The 22518-nt window shown below is 36.6% G+C and carries 22 protein-coding genes, 1 pseudogene and 1 other annotated feature; of the genes and pseudogenes, 1 reads left to right on the top strand and 22 read right to left on the bottom strand.

Translation table 11 applies throughout. The annotated features are described in order from the left end of the window. Positions 1-33: 33 nt before the first annotated feature. The 14 genes from mnmA to I2490_RS07910 form a co-directional block, all read right to left on the bottom strand. Positions 34-1116, bottom strand: a complete 1083-nt coding sequence (gene mnmA / locus I2490_RS07975) for a tRNA 2-thiouridine(34) synthase MnmA (RefSeq protein ID WP_206459196.1) — start codon at positions 1114-1116, stop codon at positions 34-36. A 4-nt stretch (positions 1117-1120) separates the two neighbouring features. Continuing rightward, entirely contained in the window at positions 1121-1579 is a 459-nt protein-coding gene (gene nifU, locus I2490_RS07970) for a Fe-S cluster assembly scaffold protein NifU (protein ID WP_330634608.1), read from the bottom strand. Between the two features lie 5 nt (positions 1580-1584). After that, positions 1585-2754 (bottom strand): cysteine desulfurase NifS, encoded by a 1170-nt coding sequence (gene nifS / locus I2490_RS07965; protein WP_206459195.1) that lies wholly within the window; start codon positions 2752-2754, stop codon positions 1585-1587. A gap of 114 nt (positions 2755-2868) precedes the next feature. Beyond that, positions 2869-3336 carry a hypothetical protein gene (locus tag I2490_RS07960; protein ID WP_206459194.1) on the bottom strand — a complete coding sequence of 156 codons (468 nt, stop codon included), beginning with the start codon at positions 3334-3336 and terminating at the stop codon, positions 2869-2871. Between the two features lie 106 nt (positions 3337-3442). Further along, complete coding sequence (locus I2490_RS07955) at positions 3443-3661, bottom strand: DUF896 domain-containing protein (protein ID WP_206459193.1); 219 nt, start codon at positions 3659-3661, stop codon at positions 3443-3445. A 187-nt stretch (positions 3662-3848) separates the two neighbouring features. Next, complete coding sequence (gene spo0A / locus I2490_RS07950) at positions 3849-4649, bottom strand: sporulation transcription factor Spo0A (RefSeq protein WP_330634607.1); 801 nt, start codon at positions 4647-4649, stop codon at positions 3849-3851. A 163-nt stretch (positions 4650-4812) separates the two neighbouring features. Further along, a complete protein-coding gene (spoIVB, locus tag I2490_RS07945) occupies positions 4813-5955 on the bottom strand; it encodes a SpoIVB peptidase (RefSeq protein ID WP_206459191.1) in 1143 nt (380 codons plus the stop codon). Positions 5956-5967: 12 nt separating this feature from the next. Beyond that, entirely contained in the window at positions 5968-6441 is a 474-nt protein-coding gene (locus tag I2490_RS07940; RefSeq protein WP_206459190.1) for a hypothetical protein, read from the bottom strand. A 52-nt stretch (positions 6442-6493) separates the two neighbouring features. Then, positions 6494-7186, bottom strand: coding sequence for a helix-hairpin-helix domain-containing protein (locus I2490_RS07935; RefSeq protein WP_206459189.1), 693 nt, complete (start codon positions 7184-7186; stop codon positions 6494-6496). A 77-nt stretch (positions 7187-7263) separates the two neighbouring features. Continuing rightward, positions 7264-7983, bottom strand: coding sequence for a TIGR03936 family radical SAM-associated protein (locus I2490_RS07930; RefSeq protein ID WP_206459188.1), 720 nt, complete (start codon positions 7981-7983; stop codon positions 7264-7266). After that, entirely contained in the window at positions 7980-9830 is a 1851-nt protein-coding gene (locus I2490_RS07925; protein WP_206459187.1) for a TIGR03960 family B12-binding radical SAM protein, read from the bottom strand. Before I2490_RS07925 ends, I2490_RS07930 begins: the two co-directional genes overlap by 4 nt. Positions 9831-9833: 3 nt before the next feature. Then, positions 9834-10712, bottom strand: a complete 879-nt coding sequence (locus tag I2490_RS07920; protein WP_206459186.1) for a site-2 protease family protein — start codon at positions 10710-10712, stop codon at positions 9834-9836. Positions 10713-10720: 8 nt separating this feature from the next. Continuing rightward, on the bottom strand, positions 10721-11386 hold the full coding sequence (locus I2490_RS07915; protein ID WP_206459185.1) for a M23 family metallopeptidase: 666 nt from the start codon (positions 11384-11386) through the stop codon (positions 10721-10723). Between the two features lie 56 nt (positions 11387-11442). Continuing rightward, positions 11443-11982 carry an HD domain-containing protein gene (locus tag I2490_RS07910; protein WP_206459184.1) on the bottom strand — a complete coding sequence of 180 codons (540 nt, stop codon included), beginning with the start codon at positions 11980-11982 and terminating at the stop codon, positions 11443-11445. Positions 11983-12193: 211 nt separating this feature from the next. Here I2490_RS07910 and I2490_RS07905 point away from each other — a divergent pair, with 211 nt between their 5' ends. After that, entirely contained in the window at positions 12194-12958 is a 765-nt protein-coding gene (locus tag I2490_RS07905) for a S24 family peptidase (RefSeq protein ID WP_206459183.1), read from the top strand. Between the two features lie 141 nt (positions 12959-13099). Here the strand turns inward: I2490_RS07905 and obgE are convergent, their stop codons facing one another. The 8 genes and pseudogenes from obgE to I2490_RS07865 form a co-directional block, all read right to left on the bottom strand. Further along, positions 13100-14383, bottom strand: coding sequence for a GTPase ObgE (gene obgE / locus I2490_RS07900; protein WP_206459182.1), 1284 nt, complete (start codon positions 14381-14383; stop codon positions 13100-13102). 95 nt (positions 14384-14478) lie between these two features. Then, positions 14479-14739 (bottom strand): 50S ribosomal protein L27, encoded by a 261-nt coding sequence (gene rpmA, locus I2490_RS07895; RefSeq protein ID WP_206459181.1) that lies wholly within the window; start codon positions 14737-14739, stop codon positions 14479-14481. A gap of 234 nt (positions 14740-14973) precedes the next feature. Then, a pseudogene (gene rplU, locus I2490_RS16995) lies at positions 14974-15279 on the bottom strand (50S ribosomal protein L21); the annotation flags it as partial. Positions 15280-15290: 11 nt separating this feature from the next. Next, positions 15291-15366 (bottom strand) — a sequence feature (ribosomal protein L21 leader region). A 78-nt stretch (positions 15367-15444) separates the two neighbouring features. Further along, positions 15445-16509, bottom strand: coding sequence for a recombinase RecA (gene recA, locus I2490_RS07885; RefSeq protein ID WP_206459692.1), 1065 nt, complete (start codon positions 16507-16509; stop codon positions 15445-15447). A 191-nt stretch (positions 16510-16700) separates the two neighbouring features. After that, on the bottom strand, positions 16701-17942 hold the full coding sequence (locus tag I2490_RS07880; protein ID WP_206459179.1) for a competence/damage-inducible protein A: 1242 nt from the start codon (positions 17940-17942) through the stop codon (positions 16701-16703). Positions 17943-18049: 107 nt separating this feature from the next. Beyond that, complete coding sequence (gene pgsA / locus I2490_RS07875) at positions 18050-18580, bottom strand: CDP-diacylglycerol--glycerol-3-phosphate 3-phosphatidyltransferase (protein WP_206459178.1); 531 nt, start codon at positions 18578-18580, stop codon at positions 18050-18052. Continuing rightward, positions 18577-19899 carry a 30S ribosomal protein S12 methylthiotransferase RimO gene (gene rimO / locus I2490_RS07870; RefSeq protein WP_206459177.1) on the bottom strand — a complete coding sequence of 441 codons (1323 nt, stop codon included), beginning with the start codon at positions 19897-19899 and terminating at the stop codon, positions 18577-18579. The genes pgsA and rimO overlap by 4 nt, the downstream gene beginning before the upstream one ends. Beyond that, the gene (locus I2490_RS07865; protein WP_245157111.1) at positions 19896-22493 is read right to left on the bottom strand and encodes an FtsK/SpoIIIE family DNA translocase; all 2598 of its coding nucleotides are present in this window, start codon (positions 22491-22493) and stop codon (positions 19896-19898) included. Before I2490_RS07865 ends, rimO begins: the two co-directional genes overlap by 4 nt. Positions 22494-22518 lie beyond the last annotated feature (25 nt).

Raw genomic sequence — 22518 nt, 5'->3', positions numbered from 1 at the left:
CTCCTTAATTCATCAGAAATATATCGATTATTGCTATTTATTTGTAATAAACCCTCCGCCAATCAGACGGTCGCCCAAATAAAATACCATAGATTGTCCCGGAGTCGCTGCTCTTTGTTTTTCCTCAAATTCTGCTCTTATCATTCCATTTTCGTCTCTATATATTTTTGCTTTGGCAGGCTTTGAAGCATAACGCACCTTTGCAAGAACGGAAATGCCATCATATTCGTTTGGAAATCCTTCTTCACCTTGGTTTTGAATGGTAAAGCGACAATCCTTTGCATAAATGATTTTTTGGAACAAGTCTTCGTTTTCACCTAGTACCACTTGATTCTTTTTTTCATCCATTTTAATTACAAACATCGGTTTTCCAAAAGTAACTCCAAGACCTTTTCTCTGTCCGATTGTATAGTTTATGATTCCACTGTGCTTCCCAAGAATATTCCCTTCTTTATCAATAAAGTCTCCATTTTTTCCCAAATATCCTCTTTCATTCAGATAATCGATGTAATTGCCTTGTTTGATAAAACAAATTTCCTGACTATCCTTTGCATCGGCATTATGAATTTGATGTTCACGAACAAAATCTCTGATTAAACCCTTTGATTCAACATTTCCTAAAGGAAAAATCAAACGCCGAATAATGGATTGCGGCAGTCGATAAAGCATATAAGACTGATCTTTTTTCTCATTATCTGCACGCTTAATAAAATGACAATTTGTATCCTCATCAAATTCTATATTTGCATAGTGTCCGGTAGCTAAATGGTATGCTCCCAATCGATTCGCTTCCTCTTCCATAAGCTTAAATTTTATAGTTGGATTACATATTATACATGGATTTGGCGTTTCACCTTTTTGATAGGATTCACAAAAATAGGAGATAACATTCTCAGAAAAAGCTTCCTTAATGTCTTTATATACAAATGGGATATCTAACTCTTTAGCAGCCTGTTCCGCACGTTCTTTTTCCTTTACTTGATTTCCAAGCACATCAAAATATAATCCGGTTACTTCATAGCCTTTTTCTTTTAACAACAAAGCAGCGGCAGTGCTATCCACACCGCCGCTCAACCCTAATACAACTTTCTTATTCTTTTCCATGGTTTTTGTCATGGTATTATTCTCCATCCTCTTCATCATGCTCATGCAGATGATCGTCTTCCGATGCATTTGGATCGTAATCTTTTAAGCCTTCAAATTCTAATCCATGCTTTTGTGCATAATCATAAATGGCAGCTTTAATCGCTTGTTCTGATAATACGGAACAATGGATTTTAGGACCCGGCAGTCCGCCAAGTTCTTTCAACACATCTTTATTGGTAATGTTTAAAGCTTCATCAATCGTCTTACCAATAATCATTTCGGTTGCCATGCTAGAAGAAGCAATGGCAGATCCGCATCCAAATGTTTTAAATTTAGCATCTACAATTACATTATTCTCAATTTTTAAAGACATCTTCATCATGTCACCACAAACAGGGCTTCCGTAAGTACCAACCCCATCCGCATTTTCAATTTCGCCGACATTTTGTGGGTTCATAAAAAGATCCATAACTTTATCATTATACATTGCCATATCGTTTACCAACCTTTCTCGCTCGAAACCGAAGAAATGGTTCTCAGCTTCGCTACAATCTCAATCAAATTTTCTACTGTATAGTCCAAATCTTCCTTCGTTGTAAAATCTCCGATAGAAAAACGAAGAGATCCATGTATTTTCTCGACCGGTACTCCCAATGCTGATAATACATGCGATGGAACCAATGATGCTGAAGAGCAAGCCGAACCTGTTGAAATACAAATTCCTTTCATATCCAATAAAATAAGTAAGGATTCTCCTTCAATAAAATTAAATGTTAGATTTACATTGCCTGGATGTCTGTATTTCATTCCTCCGTTTACGTCTACATCCGGAATTTTTGTTGTTACCTCTTTAATAAAGTAATCTCTTAATTCCGAAAGTCGCGCAATGTGTTCGGAAAGATTTTCCTTAGCTAATTCTGCAGCCTTTCCAAAGCCTACAATATTTGGAACACTTTCAGTACCAGCACGTTTTTTAAACTCCTGTGCACCTCCGTGAATAAAGCCAGGAAGCACAACACCTTTTCGAAGATACATAGCTCCGATTCCTTTTGGCCCATATATTTTATGTGCAGACATTGACATCATATCAACGCCGAGTTCTTTTACATCAATTTCAACGTTTCCTAAAGCTTGGACAGCATCGGTATGAAACCAGATTCCATGTTTTTTCGCAATGGCTGCAGCTTCTTTAATTGGTTGGATTGCACCCATTTCATTGTTGATAAACATAATACTGATTAAAATCGTTTTATCCGTAATAGCAGCTTCTAATTCAGAAAGATTAATTCTTCCATCCTCATCCACACCTAAATAGGTCACTTCAAAGCCATGTTTTTCTAAGTACTTGCAAGTATGCAAAACAGCATGATGCTCAATCGCAGTTGTTATGATATGATTACCTTTATCCTTTTTTGCTTCTGCAGTACCTATCAAAGCCCAATTATCCGATTCAGAACCGCAAGAAGTAAAAATAATTTCTTTTTCTCCTGCACCAATCAGACCAGCAACTTGTCCTCTTGCTTTCGTGATTGCTTCCTTCGAATCTGCGCCTATTTCATATAAACTTGACGGATTACCAAACTTTTCTGTAAAGTATGGAATCATTTCATCAAGAACTTCTTTTTTTACAGGTGTGGTAGCGGAATAATCCAAATATACTTTTTGCATTGCCACCTCTCCTTTCAAATATTCATTGATTTATTTCATATATGCAATACTTATATATTATACCAACAAATTTGAAAAGATAAACAGAATTTTTTTGGATTCTGCTAAAAAGAACTAATTTCCTTCATAATCTGTCAAAATCGGTTCAAATTCAGATAGCTTTGCCTCTCCATCAACTGTTTTTAGCACGATAAAATAATCCCCTTGAGAAATATAATCTTCACAGAGCCCCTTCATATACCATTTTAAATTTACTTCAAAAGATTGGTAATGGAACAAGTGCATCTTTCGCTCGATCGACTTCATTTCCATTTTTTGTACCAAATCCAATTGACAAGGGTCTGCATCCTTAAGTGCAGTAATGTCTTCGCCTAATAACGGCTGTGTCTCAATTTTCTGCAATTGGTTTTGTGCTTTCTCAAAGGATAGTTCACCATAATATGCTTGTTGTAGAATATCCGTCCGCTGTTCAATCAAATGTCGAACATTTGCACTCTCTGAATTGGTACCAAACCCTGAGAAAATACTGATAAAAAGTACCGCAATACATGGGATTACAATGAATTTATAGCGTCGGTACAAAATCTCCACCTCTTTCTTGTTTATAAATAAAAGATTATTGTATACCTCTACTATAAAAGAAAAGCAGCGAGAAAAATGTTCCTTCTCGCTGCTTATTACAAGTTTTTTAATTCTTATCTCTATTTTTTTCGACACTCTTATTCTCTTCTTGAATGTCCTCTACAAATTCAATGTTATCTAATTGTTGTTTAAAGCGTGCTCGAAAATCAGCTAAAAATTCTTCACGTAAAATTCGTTGTTCTTTTTTCTCTTGGGATGTAAGGCCTACTGTTTTTGATTTTTTAGCCAAATAATTAATTCGATCTATTTTTTCTTTTACTAACATAACTTTTCGTTTCTTCCTCTCATTTTTCCATTCTATATAAAAATGGAAATAAAATATCTATTTCTTATTATAATGAAACATTTGGTGATTTACAACATAAAAACTCCTTTTATCAATTAAGTAGTTTTACCCAATTGACAAAAGGAGTTTATTTGGAATAAAAATAGTAAAAGGCAATTATGAATGTTTAGCTTACTTTTCTCTCTAATCTTAATTTGTCGGCAATAATAGCAATGAATTCCGAATTAGTCGGTTTTCCCTTGTCATTATGTACCGTATATCCAAATAGATTGTTAAGCGTTTCAATTTTCCCCCTGTTCCATGCTACCTCTATCGCATGTCGAATCGCTCTTTCTACACGACTTGGTGTCGTATTGTTCATTTTTGCTATTGCAGGATATAATTCTTTTGTTACAGCACTAAGTAAATCCATATCATTGACAACCATAGTAATGGCATCTCTCAAATATTGGTACCCCTTAATGTGCGCCGGCACACCTACCTCATGAATCATATTAGTAATGTCCATTTCCAAATCAATTGTCTTTGTCTCTTCCCTTTTAATAATCGCTTTTGTGGAATTATTCCGATTTCCGCTGTTGCTCGTTTTTTCCAGTCCAGCCAGCTGATTAATACGCTTTGCTAAAATGGTGAGATCAAAAGGCTTAACAACATAATACTCTGCACCTAAATGGATTGCTTTTTGTGTAATGGACTCCTGTCCAACTGCAGAAAGCATAATTACCTTTGGAAAAGTCTCCAAATCCATTCCGTCTAATCGCTCCAAAACTCCTAATCCGTCCAAGTAAGGCATAATCATGTCCAAAATCAGAACATCCGGTTTTTCCTTCAGTACTGCATCGACAGTTTGGATTCCGTCATGAGCGGTAAAAACGATTTCCATGTTCTGTTGGGCCTCAAAAAAATCCGTTAAAATCTCACAGAAGTCTTTGTTATCATCGGCTATGCCCACTCTGATTTTTGTCATAAACATTTCCCCCTTTAATCTTCTTTTTAGTAAGAATTTTATGTTTATTCAAACAATTTTCTAACTAAAGTATAATGAAATTTATCCTATTTTGCAATAGAATTCGGAAATTCGCTGTCATTTTTTACCTACAATCCACGAGTCTTTCCGACAATCTTTGACATTAGTTCGAGTCAATTTCATATGGTTCGATTTTTTCTGATTCCTGTAGCATCCATTCGATAAAAATCCCGTATCCCCTTTCAGGATCATTTACAAATACATGTGTCACCGCTCCAACGATTTTATTATTCTGTATAATGGGGCTGCCACTCATGCCCTGAACAATGCCGCCGCTCTTTTTTAATAGGCGCTTATCCGTGACGCGAATAACCATACTTTTCGTATCTGGTTTTAATTGATGATTGATTTTCTCAATGTTTACACTATATTTTTCAACTTTATTGCCTTCTAAAGTACTCAAAATATATGCCGAACCTTTTTTTACTTGATCTTGATAACCAACTGCTATGGGCTTTGGGAAAATAGGGTTATCAATTGGAGAATATAAATTTCCAAAGATACCGAAATTGCCATTGTTTTTTAAAGCCCCAAGGGGTTCATCTGCTTCATAGAAAATACCTCTTATTTCGCCGGGGTCTCCCGCTTTTCCTTGTTTCACCGATTCTACCTTAGAATCAACTAGCTCTCCCTCAGCAACTGATAATACATCTCCGGTATCCGGATCGGTAATGGCATGTCCCAATGCACCAAAAACATTTCTCTCAGGATCATAGAAAGTCATAGTCCCAAGTCCAGCTGTTTTATCTCTTACCCAAATGCCCATTTTATACATATTATCATCAGCTGATAATACGGGACTTAAATAAATAATTTTGGCTTCGCCTTTTCGCATAATCTTTAAGCGAACTTTTTCTTTCACTTTATTTATTTTCTTCTGTACTTCTCTTGCATTATTTACCGTTTCTCCATTAATAGTAAGAATACTGTCACCAATTTCCAGTCCGGCTTTTAATCCAGGATTTATACTTTTGCCGTCTGGTGTATCAATCTCCTCAAGGCCAACAACTAAAATACCCTTTACGTCCATTTTCACACCAACGGACTGACCACCGGGCAGAAGTACTTTTTCACTTACGACTCCAACTGTTGTTTCTTCTAATGGCAGAGTATTGATTCCAACATTATCTTTAAATATAGCCTCATGCTTATAAAATCCGGTATACCAAATTCCAAAAGCTACCCAAATAATAATACTCATGCCAATAAAGCCATAAAAGAATTTGCGAATTGCTACTTTATTCATTTCTTTCCCCCTTTAGCTCTCGAAGTCTTGTAAAAGTTCAATCAAATCGTCCTCTGTTTTCTTTACAATTCCCTTTTCAAACAGAATTTGATCCCCTTCACTTAAAAGAGAAAAAGATATCGCTGTGGTACGTACCAAATGGCTTTCTCCATTGCTATTAAAATAAAACACCTTGACGAGACCATCTTGTTCCTGAACTAAATAACAAGGATAATCTTCCTCAGAAATCATTACTTCTTCGTCTTCTTCCTCTACTACAGCCTCTTCCGAGTCTTGATATTCCGGAACGAATTCATCTGTATTCGATTTCTGATTTCCATGTGCATCCTGCTGATACTCTGCTACTGGTGTATTCCTCGTAGCCTCCTTTGATTTTTGCTCATCGGAAGGTCCTGCATTCATCCAAATTCCAAATGCAAAAACACAAACACCTAATGAAATATAAAATAATTTTGTTTCATAAAATTTCTTTCTTTGACTAAACATTGCTATCACCTCAGTGATATTTTTGGCAATTTTAATCAATACTATACAAAAATCAATCAATATATAGGTTATTTTTTAATTTTTCGAAGGTTTTTTCTCCAATTCCTTTTACATTTTTCAGTTCTTCAATACTTTTAAACGAACCATATTCCCTTCGATACTCCAAGATACGTTCCGCTGTTGAGGGTCCAACTCCTTTCAGTTTTTGAAGTTCAATGGAATCTGCTTGATTTAAATTAACTTTATTATCATTTACTGTTTCAATTTTACGATTCGTAATTGATGAATCTACCTTTACTTTAGATGAAGCTTCCTCTTTTGTTTGAACATAAATTTTTTCCCCATCTGTTAAAGACTGAGCCAAATTTAAGTTCTTAGTATCCGCATTTTCCATAATCCCACCTGCTAAGTCTATGGCTTCAAAAACACGACTGCCCTCTGGCACTTTTACTACCATAGGATTGTGAACCGCGCCGCTGACATCTATAAATAAAAATTTTGTCTCCGATTCTTCGTTAGTGTTTATTTCATCCATATTATTATTTTTATCTGTACCCTCATCAATTCTTCTATTAGCATCTGTTTGTTCTGTGTTTATTATTTCATTATCAGAAAATGCTTCAATCTTAAGTTCATCAGTTGGCTGAAGCTTCTCGCCAAAATAAATAAAAAAAGCAATTCCAAACAGCAACAACCATGGAATTACTTTCTTCATTTGATGTAAATTATTTTTATTTTTTAGCATAAGTACATCTCCTATTTAAATGTAATTTTTTTACATTATATTAAAAAGAGATTGGTATGTCAAATATTTACAATTTTTTAATTTTTGAATTCAATTTTTAGTATTGGAACTAAACCATTTCCTTCAGATGTGGAGCAGTATAATTCCTTTCTTTCAATTGAAATAGCTTCTTTTTCAAATGGAATATCTAAAAAAGTACAAAAACTCTTCATTAAATTTTCCGGATTTAAATTAAAATTACTTCCTGCACTTATCGTTGTTGTTAACGTAATAATATTATTGTCAACAATAGAATCTTTTAGAATGATATCGCGAATCATTGGTTTGATATCCTGTTCAACAAGATTTTTACTTTTTTTCTGCTTTTTCAAAATAATAATTTTATCTTGTTGCAAAAACTCTTCTAACTTTTCATTCCAGTCACATATATGGTTTGTCTTAAATTTCAATTCATAACTTGCATATTCCACCATAGCAGCAAGCGTTTTCTTTGATGGAGGAATCGCACGGCATGCTGCAATACCAATTCCATCCGGCATAGCCTCATTCAGCTTTTGTATAATATGATTCGGTTCCTCGTACTCATTGGTTTCAAACTCCAAGTATTCAGAAACACTAGTGTAACCCAATGAAAGTGGCTGCACAAAGCTCATTTTCGGATGCGGATTAAAACCTTGCGAATGTTGCAGCTTGATTTCCATACGTTTAAAGCTTCGTTTAAACAAACGTAAAAGATCTAAGTGAGAAATATATTTCATGTATCCTTGTTTATAAAATTGCAGCACATATCGACTCATAGTGTTCCCTCCTGTTTGCATTCCGTATGCGTATTGATTCCACAGCCAACACAGCCACGTCTACAATCCTGTGTTTGCTCACAGTGATTTGCCTTATTCCACTCAGAAATCAAAAATTCTTTTGATACGCCACAGTCAATATGATCCCAAGGCAAAATATCTTCCGGATTTCCTGCCTTAAATGCGTAAGAATTATCATCAATTCCGGTTTCCTTAAATGCCTGCAGCCATTTATCGTATTTAAAATGCTCTCTCCAACCATCAAATTTGCAACCTAAAGACCAAGCCTTAATTAAGGTTTCGCACACATGGCGATCTCCTCTTGCGAAAACAGCTTCCATATGACTGGTTTCTGTTCCATGATAATTAAAATTAACACCCTTTATTTTTCTTAATTTTTCACGAAGATATCGATGTTTTTCTTCAAAGCTTTCCATCGTATCCTGCGCGCACCATTGAAACGGCGTATGTGCTTTTGGTACAAAATTGGATACACTTACCGTAACATTGAAACGGCCACGTTTGTTTCCATTCATGCGATATGCAATGTCCATGATATTTTTAGCAATTTCTGCAATGCCATCTAAATCTTCATAAGTCTCTGTTGGAAGTCCGACCATAAAATAAAGCTTTACGCTTGTCCAACCTAATGAAATTGCTTGTTCCATACCGCTGTAAATATCCTTATCCGTAATGCATTTATTAATTACATCACGAAGTCTTTGTGTGCCTGCTTCCGGTGCAAACGTAAGCCCTGTCTTCTTATAGCCCTGTATTTGTTCCAAAACATTAAAAGAAAAGGAATCCAAACGTAAAGATGGTAAGGACAAAGAAACATTATTTTGCTTACACATTCCCATCAAATCTGTAACCAATGGTTCAATCTTTGAGTAATCGCTGGTCGATAAAGATAAGATGGACATTTCTTCGTAGCCGGTAGAAGCAATTTGATTTTTTGCAATGTCAATAATCCGATCTTGAGAACGTTCGCGCACTGGACGATAAATCATCCCAGCCTGGCAAAAACGACATCCTCTGGTACAGCCTCTGAAAATTTCTACTACTGCACGGTCGTGAACGACCTCAATCAGAGGAACCACATTGCTGTTTGGAAAATCAACCGTATCCAAATCTTCAATGATATTTTTCTCTATTTTGTCCGGTGCTTTTTCATATTTCTTTTCAATTGCCTGCAGAACACCGTTTTCATTATAAATAGGTTCATAAAACGCAGGAACATATATACCTTTTAATTGGCAAACTTCTTCCAAAAACTCTCGTTTATTGCCATTTCTAGCTTTCCAGCTCTGATGAATTTCGCAAACCTTCTTTAAGACTTCTTCGCCATCACCAAGCATAAAAAAGTCAACAATGTCTGCCAAGGGCTCTGGATTAAATGCACATGGTCCACCCGCAGCAATAATCGGATCAGACTCTGATCGATCCTTACTCTTAAATGGAATCCCAGCTAAATCTAACATATTAATAATATTTGTAAAAGAAAGCTCATACTGCAGCGTAAATCCTAGAATGTCCATTTCTTTTGCCGGTGTTTTCGTTTCCAAGGTAAACAAAGGAAGGTTCTCTTCCCTCATTAATCCTTCCATATCAATTCCAGGTGCAAATATGCGTTCGCAAAAAACGGAATCTGTATTGTTTAATATGTGATAAATTATTTGAAGCCCCAGATAAGACATCCCTATTTCATAAGTATCTGGAAATGCAAATCCAAATCTCGTCTTAACGTTGTTTAAGTCCTTGTTTACCGAATGTAATTCACCGCCAATGTAACGAGCAGGTTTTTCTACCTTCATCAGTAGCTTATCCAGTTGTTCTGTTAAAGTCATTGATTATTCTCCATTCTTTTGTTTTTTCTTTCGTTTCCAAATTAGTAATTTGTGAAAATCCACATAAATCCCACAATCGTAGATTCCCGACAAAACTTCTTCCTCACTAAGTTGCCCTTTATAACTCCCCTTACGATTTACAATGGTAAATAACCGTGCCTCGTAGGGGCGATATGCTTGTAATATTTTTATTGCCTGTATGTGCTGGTTGCATACAACCATTTTCGGTTTATAATTTTGTCTTCTGTCTTCAATGCGTTTTGTTAACTTATAGAAGAGGAAGCGGTTATCCGCCCTTGTAACCATAGCCAAATTTACTGCCAATGCACAAATCAACAAATTCATCAAATTATATTGTACCAAGTATAGCCCAAAAAGGAAAAGTAAAACTGAAAAGATTCTTGAAAAAATTTCAGAAAACCGTTCTGCCTTTCCGTATCCGAAAAAATAAGCTAAATATAACCCAATTATTTTACCACCATCCAGCGGATAAAACGGCATTAAATTAAAAATTCCTAATATGATATTGCATAAAATCAGCTCACAAACCCAATTTTTCCAATAGAAAAAAGAAAAGGCATAGAGAAGTGCGGCAACCAAGATATTAAATGCTGGTCCCGCTAAATGAATCCATAATTCATGCAATGGTTTAATCGCTGTTTCAGATAAGTAAAGCACACCACCAAACAAACCTGCAGATATCTTTTGTGGATGGTATCCAAAGGCTCGCGCAACAGCTCCATGTGCCAATTCATGTAACAATGAAAAAAAAGCGGAGGAAAATGCAATCAAACAATTTCCTGTCAAAATAACAAGGATAATTAACAGAAAAAAGCTATAATGAACCTCCGTTTTTATCCCTCTAAGATAAAATTGAATCATAGGAGAACCTAAAATGAAATATAACTAGCAGGGTTTACGATTTCTTGATTAACCCACAATTGAAAGGAGAGATAATTCCCATTATCCGGAACTACTGACGCAATAAGCTGCCCTCTCTTTACTTTTTGCAAAGGTTTTACATAAATCTGAGTGCACCCTTCATACCTAGAATCAATTTTATTTCCATGGCTAATTTGCAGAGTAGTTCCTCTTTGTGTATTTTCTTGGACTTCTGCAACAGTCCCTCCAGCTACCGCATAAACCTGTAATTCACTGTCTGAAGAAAATTTCATTCCTCGTTCAAAGCCACTTGTTTCACTTCCAAAATATGCTTTTTTTTCTCCAAAGGTAGAAACAACAGCTTCTTCATCCGTAGGCGGAACAAAGCTAAGATTTTTTTCACTGTCTTTTATCTTCTCATTAACTTTCTTAGGCAACTCTAAAGCACGCGAAAAAACCGTTTTTCCAGAATCGATTAGTTCGATACTTGTATAGTCTTTATCCATATATGATTGAAACGTTTGCATGGATTGGTTCAACAATGCCAAGTCTAATTTTTTTATTACAATAACTAGCAGTAAAATAAGAATTGAAATAAGAATTTGTCTTATTACGATTTGCATCCAATTTTTTCTCCCACGGTTCGATCCCCATCGGTCGTATCGCTGTATCATAAAATCACCCCTTCGTTCCTATGTTTAAACATATGACAAAGCAGGCATTGACATTCCTATTTCATAATTTCAAACAAACTTCTTCCAATCAAATTCTCTATGTATCTTACAAAATGATTTGTCTGTTCAAAGCTTTTTCGTATTCGTTCTTCTGCTGTTAAATCCTCTTTCGATTTATTTATAATATACTCCATTCTTAAATCTAACCCTACGAATTTGTCTTCCAGAACCATCCGGTCTGCCAAACATAATAAGTCCAGCTCTGTAATGTCTTTTTTTTCACCATCAATTCGGTAAGACATATGCACTAAAATTAAATCTGCTATGTCAGCGTATCCCAAATCTCTGGCAATTTTTGCACCTTTTTCCCAATGTGCTTCCTCAACTCTTTTGATATCATGCAGCCATCCTGCACTTTGCACCAAAGGAATATTCAAATTAATACCATGCTCCTTTAATGATTCAGCAAGCAGTGTCGCTACACGGGAAACCTCTTTGCAGTGTCCAATTACGTGTTTCGGTGTATTGTACTTCTTCCATAATTGTTCACATTGTTCTATGGTTGGATATTTTTTTATTAAATTTTTTTCCATCATTGACATCACTTTCTTTTTCACAGCAATACGTCATCATTGTATCATTATAAATATTAATCATGAATCTGTCAAACAGCCATAACCGTATCTTGTGTATCATTCATAGATATAAGTTTTATTTCAGCAACATATAGTAAACAAATTGACATTATACGACACTTAATGGTATAGTTAATTGTCTACTGAACCATGAATTAGGAGGAAGTTTTATATGAATTATGCAAAAATGCTCGAACAAATCATCGAGAAAAGCGAATTGTCCTTACGTCAAATTTCAAAGCGGTGTGCCGACTTGAATTTAACTATAACGCCATCTTATATATCACAATTAAAAAATGGAAAATTACCCCCTCCTTCAGAAGAAGTTTCACTTATTTTAGCAAAAGTATGTGGTTCAAAAGAGCAATCTCAGCTAGTTTTTCAAGGCTATATGGAAAAAGCTCCGGAGTTAGTACGAGAATATATGTTAGCCTCTTCTACTTTAAATAAAATTATGCTTGAAAGTTTATGCCGAGCCGATAATAATGGAGAAATATCAGCAGAATTTCGAAAGCACATTGAACAATTAGACGTTCTTTCCACTTTAGAGCTTTCCTCCAAATACATAAGTCTCGATGATACTTCAAAAGCAGGTGAACTTATAAAAGAAATCTCTTTATCAAGTGGATGCGTCACAAAATGTGATACCAATGGTGAACTTTTAAATGTATTTTTAGGTGATACTTCAATGGTTCCTACGATTCCGAACCATTCATATCTATATATCATTCCAACAAAAACGTCTTTATTAAAAGACCGTGATGTGATTGCCTTTTACCCTGTTGGACGTAAAATACCTACGCTTCGCCGTCTTTTTCATGTAAGAGATAAAGTATTGTTGATTCCTGACGAGCGTTCGCATGAAATCTTTTGTTATGACAGCATTGATGATATCGACTATATTGGAAAAGTTGTTTCCTATAAAGTTGACTTATAATCCTTGAAAAACAGAATTAATTTGGATTAAAAAAAGCGGATTCGCCACTCTGCTAGGAAATCCTACATTTAATAAAAAAGGCAATGATATGACTCACTGCCTTTTTTTATATAATTCTGTACTTTATAATGGAACTGATCTTTATTCATCAATGTATTCAAACTCATAATCAATGATTCGAATGACATCTCCGTCTTCCAATCCCATTTCCTTCATACGCTCAATCGCACCTTTTTTCTCTACATATTTATACAAGTATCGCAGTGATCCTGCATCATTAAAATTCGTAGAATTAAAGATTTTTTCCAACTGTTTACCAGTAAGAACATAAATCGGACCATCTTTGGAAATATATAATTCTCGATAATCTTCATCCTCATCATCTTTTTCAAAATCAAAGAATTCATAAGGTAATTCTTCTTCTGGTAAATCTTTTAATATTTCTAATTCTTTCAGTGCAGCGGTTAAAAGCTCTGTAACGCCTTCGTTAATCGGGGCACAGATCGGAAATACCTGATATCCTTTTTCTAGAACATAATCAGCAAATTCCTTATATTGCTCTTCAGATGCCATGTCCATTTTATTGGCAGCTACCAGCTGTACCTTTGAAGGTAATTTCTTTCCATAGGAAGCCAGCTCCTGATTGATCTTTTCAAAATCTTCAATCGGATTTCGTCCTTCCGAACCGGAAACATCAACGACGTGAATGAGCATCTTTGTACGTTCAATGTGCTTTAAGAAATCCAAGCCCAATCCAGCGCCTGTATGTGCGCCCTCGATCAGTCCCGGAATATCTGCCATTACAAAACTTGTATCATATAATTGGACCACTCCTAAATTGGGAGCAATGGTTGTAAAATGATAATTGGCAATTTTCGGAGATGCACTTGTACTAACGGACAACAACGTTGATTTTCCCACATTCGGGAATCCGACAAGCCCTACATCTGCGATCAATTTTAGTACCAAAGTCACTTGTCTGTCTTGTGCAAAGCCTCCAGCTTCAGCAAAATTTGGTGCTTGGCGAACAGAGTTTTTGAAATTTACATTTCCTTTTCCTCCTTTTCCGCCTTTTGCTGCTACAAAAGAATCTCCATGATGTACCAAATCTTTCATTACTAAATTGGTTGCATCATCAATAACAACGGTTCCAGGAGGTACTTTAATAATGAGATTTTCTCCCTGCTTGCCAAATTGTTTCTTCTTGCGACCATCTTCACCGTTTTGCGCCTCATATTTTCTTTTGTAACGAAAATCCATTAAGGTTCTTAAATTATTATCGGCTTGGATGATAACATCACCACCCTTGCCACCATCGCCACCATCCGGACCACCTTGTGGTACAAAAGGTTCTCTTCGAAAGGATACGGCACCATTTCCACCCTTTCCAGATTTTATGGTTATTTTGGCTCTATCTACAAACATGGGCCACCTCAATTCTTAAATTCACTAATTTTTCTTTTTCTCTTATTTGTCAAATTTCGTCAAAAAAGCCCCTATAAAATATAGGGGCTTGATTTTTAAGCTTCTTTTGGATAAACGCTTACTTGCTTTCTAGTTTTGTCATATCTTTCGAATTTAACAATACCAGACTCTTTTGCAAATAAAGTATCGTCTCCGCCAATGCCTACATTATTTCCGGGATGAAATTTAGTCCCTCTCTGTCGAACCAAAATGCTGCCAGCGTTAACATACTGACCGTCTGCTCTCTTGACACCTAATCGTTTCGACTCACTATCTCGACCGTTCTTGGAACTACCGACTCCCTTTTTACTTGCCATAGATCAGACACCTCCTTACTATTTCTGAATAAGAAATTATTTGATTGCTGCTTCAATGGTTGCAATCAACTCTGCATTTGTTGCTTTTTCATTGATTTCAACATTCATTTCTTTTGCATATGCGATAAGTTCTGCTTTTTTCATGGACTTCAAAGAAGTCTTTGCCGGTTTTTCTTCTACAGCTTTTGCTGTTTCTTCAACTTGCGCTGCTGCTTTTTCGGATTTACCGTTAACAGAAACCTCATCAATCTTAATCATTGTGTAAGGCTGTCTGTGACCCTGCTTCTTTCTGAAATCCTTCTTGGATTTGTACTTAAAGATGATAACCTTTTTACCTTTACCATTTTCAACTACGGTTCCGGAAACTTTTGCTGCTTCTACAACCGGAGTTCCGATTTCAAGAGCGGTTCCATCACTTGCAAGCAAAATACGATCAAAATCAACCTTAGCACCTGCTTCTACGTTTAATTTTTCAACGGAGATTACATCGCCAGGTTGTACTCTGTACTGTTTGCCACCTGTTTCAATTACTGCATACATTCTTTTTTACCTCCTCTATCCAGTCTCGCCATCCTAGGTAAGCTTACGCTTTTACTGAAACCTATTCTGAGCGGCTTACAGTCAATTATAATATCATACAAGGCATGTACTGTCAATTGATTTTATTAAAAAGAGAGACTTTTTCGATAAAAATGTCAGAAATCATTACTCTAACACAACGCCATCTTCGTCAACAACCAAATCTTCAGAGTCTGCATCTGGTTTTTTCAAGCTTTCTTTTAAACGTCGTTCCAGTTCATCCATAATTTCAGTATGTTCTGCTAAGTAATTTTTTACATTTTCTCTTCCTTGTCCAATGCGATTACCATCAAAGCTGTACCAAGCACCTGCTTTGTCTACAATTTTAGCTTCAACTGCACAATCCAGTAAATCTCCTTGTCTTGAAATTCCCTGACCATACATTATATCAAATTCAGCTTGCTTGAATGGAGGTGCCACTTTATTTTTTACAATTTTTACACGGGTACGGTTTCCTAAAATTTGATCACCTGATTTTATACTCTCTATTCTCCTAACATCCAGACGCATAGAAGAATAGAATTTCAGTGCACGCCCACCGGTTGTGACTTCTGGATTACCGAACATAACTCCTACTTTTTCACGCAGCTGATTAATAAAGATAACAGAGGTGTTGGATTTATTAATTGCGCCTGTAAGTTTACGAAGAGCCTGTGACATCAATCGAGCCTGCAAGCCTACATGGCTGTCACCCATATCGCCTTGAATTTCTGCCTTGGGAACAAGAGCCGCAACCGAATCGACAACTACTATATCAATCGCACCACTGCGTACAAGCATTTCACAAATTTCCAATGCCTGTTCACCGGTATCCGGCTGTGATACCAAAAGATCATCAATATCTACTCCTAAATTGCCTGCATATTCCGGGTCCAAAGCATGTTCCGCATCGATAAAGGCTGCTTTTCCTCCTGCTTTTTGCGCCTCGGCAATAATATGTAATGTCAAGGTTGTCTTTCCGGATGATTCCGGACCAAAAACTTCGGTAATTCTACCCTTTGGAACTCCACCAATTCCTGTAGCAATATCCAAACTAACCGATCCTGTGGAAATAGCACCGACATTCAGCCTCATGGAATCATCTCCAAGCTTCATAATGGCACCTTTTCCAAATTGCTTTTGTATTTGCAGCATCGCTGCTTCTAATGCCTTTTCTTTCTCATCCTTATTAACTGCCACAATATCCTCCATTCCACTTCTGATTACCTTTAATATTTTTACTATACTTACACTCAACAATTTTTCAATTGTATCTTTTTACAAACAAGAACAAACGTTCTTATTTATAATATAATTCATGATTGAAAAAAGGTCAAGTGATTTTAATGGATTTTACGCCGACACTTATACATTCCAAAATATACCATATTATATTTATTCTGTCAATTATTCTCATTAAGAATTTTAAATATAAGAAATAGCATATGTAAAAGTGTATAATTCCGATTCCAAAGGCGATCCTGATTTCCAGTGCGCAGCTCCTTGCAAACTGTTTTTTCACCATAGCGAACACAAATATAAATAAGTCCTACTGGTTTGCCCTCGACAGCACCTCCAGGCCCTGCAATGCCCGTAACGGATATACAAAGCTCCGATCCTGTAACCTTTTGCAGTCCCTCTGCCATTTCAACTGCCGTCTGTTCACTGACTGCACCAAAAGTATTCAATGTACTCTCCGAAACGTCCAATTCATCCATCTTAGCACGATTACTATAGGTAACAATCCCACGGTCAAATACTTCAGAGATTCCCGGTATTTTAGTTATTGTTTCAGCAAATAATCCTCCGGTACAAGATTCTGCACAAGAAAGAGTGATGTGTTTTTGCAAAAGTGTTTTTCCAACCACTTCATATAGTTCTTCTCCATCCATGCTATAGATATACTGTCCAACTTTTTCTTTTACTCTTTCAGCCATTTCTTTTACAGCATTCTCCGCTTCTTCCTTCGACTTCCTTTTTGAAGCAATTCGAAGAGTGACTTCACCCTGCTTTGCATACGTTGCCAAAGTTGGATCAGTTTGTTCGTCAATCAAATCCAAAAGAACCGTTTCCAGCGACGACTCACCGATTCCAAATAATCGAAGCATTTGAAATGCAAGAAATCCATCTCGGTTTTTATCTAAGAACGGTCTTACCTGATTGACAAACATAGGTTGCATTTCTCTAGGAGGTCCCGGCATACAAACAATCGTTTTTATACCTTCCTCTAAAGCAAAACCCGGTGCAGTACCACAATTATTCTCAAAAATAACCGCTCTTGATGGGAAGTACGCTTGCTTTCGATTATTATCCGTCATCTTCCAGTTACGTCTCTTAAATTGTTCTTCCAGTGCCTTTAATATTGATTCATTAAGAATTAATTCATCATGCAGCATCTCCGTTACGATTTCCTTCGTCATATCATCCTGAGTCGGACCTAAACCTCCAGTCGTCAAAATCAAATCACATTTATTTAATGCATCGTTAATTGTTTCTGCTAGGCGTTTTGGATTGTCGCCTACCGTATAATGATACATTACATCAATTCCCAACTCATTTAGCTGCTGTGATAAATACTTTGTATTCGTATTTAATATTTCCCCAAAAAGGAGTTCTGTTCCTACACTTAAAATCGCTGCTTTCATGTTCTTCTCCATTTCCTTTTGCAATTTACCGAATGAAAATAAACAATTTCCTATTCGGACAAAAAATGATTGCTTGAAACGATTGGTTTCAAGCAATTTTTCTAATTTTATGCAGAAAAAATATTTTTGTTCTTTACAATATATTCAATACCCGAATAAATGGTCATAAACACCGCTGCCCATAATACAATGACATCCACACGAACAGATGTAAACAAAGAAAATGGATAATTTTGCAACAGCAATAAAATAATAGCTAACATTTGTAAAATTGTTTTTAGTTTTCCGGAATTCGCTGCAGCAATAACAATGCCATCTCCTGCTGCCACGGCACGTAAACTCGTAATTGCAAATTCTCTGGCTAAAATTACAATAAGCATCCAGCTTGCAACCTGTCCCAATTCAACCAAGCAAGATAGTGCAGAAACCACCAAAAGCTTATCTGCTAAGGGATCCATGATCTTACCAAAATTAGTAACCAAGTTGTATTTTCTTGCGATGTGTCCATCCAAAGCATCGGTTAAAGAGGCCAGAACAAAAATGCCGCAGGCAATAAAGGAATAGCCTGTCATTAAAGTAATAATAAATACAGGAATTAATAGCATTCTTAACATCGTCAATTTATTGGGTAGATTCATTTTTCTTCCTCCGCTTCTCCAATTAAGTCATAATCAAAAGCATCTGTAATTTTCACTTGTAAAAAAGTACCAGGTTCATACTCGCCTTGAGCAGTAAAGATTACCTCATTATCGATTTCCGGTGCATCATAAGCGCTCCTTCCGATATAAGTACCATCTTCTTCTCGATCCACTACTAGCACTTCAAGAATTTGACCAATATGTTGTCGATTGCATTCCAAGGAAATCTCACGCTGCATAGACATAATCAGATCTTTTCTTTTTAATTTTGTTTCTTCCCGAACCTGACCTTTCATAGAGGCCGCTGCAGTCCCCTCTTCCTTAGAATAGGAGAATACTCCTAATCGTTCAAACCGCATTTCGTTTACAAAATCAACCAATTCATCAAATTCTGCTTTTCTCTCTCCCGGAAACCCCGTAATCATTGTCGTACGAATATGAATATCTGGAATTGCCTCACGCAAGCGATGAATCGTATTGGTAATCGAAGCTCTGGTAGAATGACGATTCATACTTTTTAGGATGACATCACTTCCATGCTGTATCGGAATGTCAATATAATGACATACCTTTTTTTGATTTGCCATAGTTGCAATCAATTCATCCGTGATACGATCTTCATAACAATACATGAGTCTTATCCAATGCAGCTGCTCAATCTCACAAAGCGCATTGACCAATTCCGGCAAGCAATACTCTCCATAAAGATCTTTTCCATATGCCGTAACATCTTGCGCAATCAAAATCAATTCTTTACATCCATTTTCAGATAGTTCTCTTGCTTCCGCTAAAATATCTTCTTTTTTTCGGCTTCGGTATCTACCTCGAATGGCAGGAATAATACAATAAGCACACACATTATCACAGCCCTCTGCGATTTTTAAGTAAGCGCTGTATGATGGATTGGTTCGCTTCCGCTTTCCCAGTTCCATATAGGCCTTCTCGTACGTATTTATATGCTTTGCCCTTTTTCCATTTTTATGCTGTTCCAGAATTTGAGGCAAGTTTTGATAATCATTGACTCCTAAGAAAATGTCCACTTCCGGCATTTGTTCATACAATTTTTCTCCGTATCGTTGACTTAAACATCCGGAAACAATTAAGATACCTCCGTTTTTCTTATATTCTGCCATGTCAAAAATACGATCAATGGACTCCTCCTTTGCATCATTTATAAAACCGCACGTATTAACCATAATGGCTTCTGCCTGCATCGGCGATGATACAATCTCATGGCCCGCGCGTTCCAAAATTCCTGCAGCACTCTCTGAATCCGCCGTATTTTTTTCGCATCCAAGCGTTTCAATAAATATTTTCAATCAGCTGTTCCTTTCTCTTCTTCCTTTTTTTCATTTAAACCCATTAATTCATCTAAAGTCATTAAAACTTTACGAGGTCTGCTTCCATCTGCAGGACCAATAATGCCTCTTGATTCCATCATATCAACCAATCTTGCTGCTCGGTTATATCCAATACGGAAGCGACGCTGCAGCATCGAAACGGAAGCCTGCTCTGCACGTACAACCGTTTCAATGGCATCGGACAAGAGTTCATCCACATCCTCCTCACGCGCATCCGACTTGACTCGTTCAATGCTATGCAATACATCTGAAGCATATTGTGGCTCTTCTCCGTTTTGTTTTAAAAACTCAATAACATTATGTACTTCACTATCTGAAATAAAACATCCTTGTACACGAGTCGGTTTCGACATACCAATTGGACTAAATAACATATCTCCTTTTCCCACCAGTTTCTCTGCTCCGCTCATATCCAAAATCGTTCTGGAATCAAACTGAGAAGAAACTGCAAAAGCAATACGAGATGGAATATTTGCTTTGATGACTCCAGTAATAATGTCTACGGATGGTCTCTGCGTTGCTACAATCAAATGCATGCCGGCTGCTCGAGCCATTTGTGCCAAGCGGCATATAGCTTCTTCCACCTGAGATGGTGCTGCCATCATCAAATCAGCCAATTCATCAATAATAATGACAATTTGCGGTAAAACACGATCTTCTTCCTTTTTTTCTTTTACACTCTTATTAAAGGACTCCAGATCTCGCACACCTTCTTCCGCAAATTTCTTATAACGGTCTGTCATTTCGGCTACCGCCCAATTCAATGCAGCAGCTGCTTTACTCGGCTCGGTTACTACCGGAATTAATAAATGAGGAATCCCATTATAATTGCTCAGTTCTACCACCTTTGGATCAATCAGTACAAATTTTACCTCTTCCGGTTTCGCTTTGTATAAAATACTTACAATTAAACTATTGATGCAAACACTCTTTCCGGAACCCGTCGATCCTGCAATCAACATATGAGGCATACCTTTTAAATCTGCTACGATGGCTTTTCCGGCAATGTCCTTTCCAACTGCAAAGGTTATTTTGGATTTTGCTTTTTTAAATTCACCCGATTCAATAATCTCTCGAATCGAAACCATATTCACACGGTCATTTTCCACCTCAATACCAACAGCCGCCTTCCCCGGAATCGGTGCTTCCATACGAATGCTCTTTGCTTCCAAATTTAAAGCAATATCATCTGCCAAACGTACGATACTACTTACCTTTACTCCAGTATTTGGCTGTATTTCATAACGAGTGACTGCCGGTCCTTTTGTAACCTGTGATACTTTTGCGTTGACTCCGAAATTATGTAAAGTTTCTTCTAATTTTACTGCTTTCGCTTGTAATGCGACTTTTTCACCAATATTTTTATCCGAAGACACCTTATTTAGTAAATCAATAGGAGGTTCTTTATAGACAACCGATTTTGAAGGTGAAGAGGATGGACTAGCAACAGGAATCTCCTCAACTTCTTTTTCTTTAAATGGAGGAACATAATTCCCTTTCGCAGGTCCTTCCATAATTTCGCTTGGCATTTTAGATGGTGTCACCAGTTCGCTCGATTCAGAAGCTGGTTCGCCAAATTCAGTTAATCCCTTTCCCTGTTCCTGTAAGCGCGGCTCTTCAATTCCGTTCTCAAATAAAGATGATTCTCCTTTTTCGAAAAGGTCATCATCCTTCATATAATCAATAATCTTCATTTGACCCACTGACATACGAGCCGGAACATCAGATGTAGGTTTTACCTCCGGATCACGAACAGGGATGTCACGTAAATCATCCATAGTTTTAACGGAAATGGAATCCGAAGTGAGATCTTTCTTGCTTTTCGATACATCCAAGCCTTTCTCTGCAAAAGCATGAACCGTATCCATTTTTGCAACTGTTTTTGCTTCTTCCTCTTGCAGCACCTCTTCTTCTGCTTCCTTTTCCTCTTCACGCTGCTTTATCATTGCTTGACGTTTTATTTTTAACTCATCTAAATAATGGGAAACAGGTGTGTCTAAAACCAACAAAATACAAATTGCAATGCCAACCACCGAAAAAATATACAAACCGGTTTTACCAATTAAAGTAATTAGGAAGAAGCCAAGTGTCATACCAAAGACACCCCCACTTTCCGTTCCGGTATCAAATACAGTCTTTAAAAATTTAAGACCAAAAACTTCAGAAGCATCCGTACTCAAATGCAAGGAAGCGTTTAATATGGTTAACAATAATAATATTAAGGCAACACATGTCGTAGATCGTTTTCCAATATGCGCTGTATTTTTTGTAAAAAGCAAAAGCGCGTACAAAATTAAATAATACGGCAATATATACGCAACACTTCCTAAAAAACCCATGAGAAAAACCTTAATGGCATGTCCAAATTGTCCAGCTGCCTCTGTTTGTAATGAAACAACAAGAAATATGCCAATCGCCATAAAAAGGATGGACCATATTTCATCTCGCAATCGTTTCTTTGCTGCTAGCTTTTCAATTTCTTCTTTGCTTTTCCCTCTTTTTTTATTTTTAGTACCAGGTGGTCTCCCCCGTTTTTTCTTTTGTTCGGTCATGAATATTCCTCTCTATCTTTTTGAT

Source organism: Anaerovorax sp. IOR16 (assembly GCF_017168145.1).
Classification (GTDB): Bacteria; Bacillota; Clostridia; order Peptostreptococcales; family Anaerovoracaceae; genus IOR16.
This window is presented reverse-complemented; position numbering and strand designations above follow the sequence as displayed.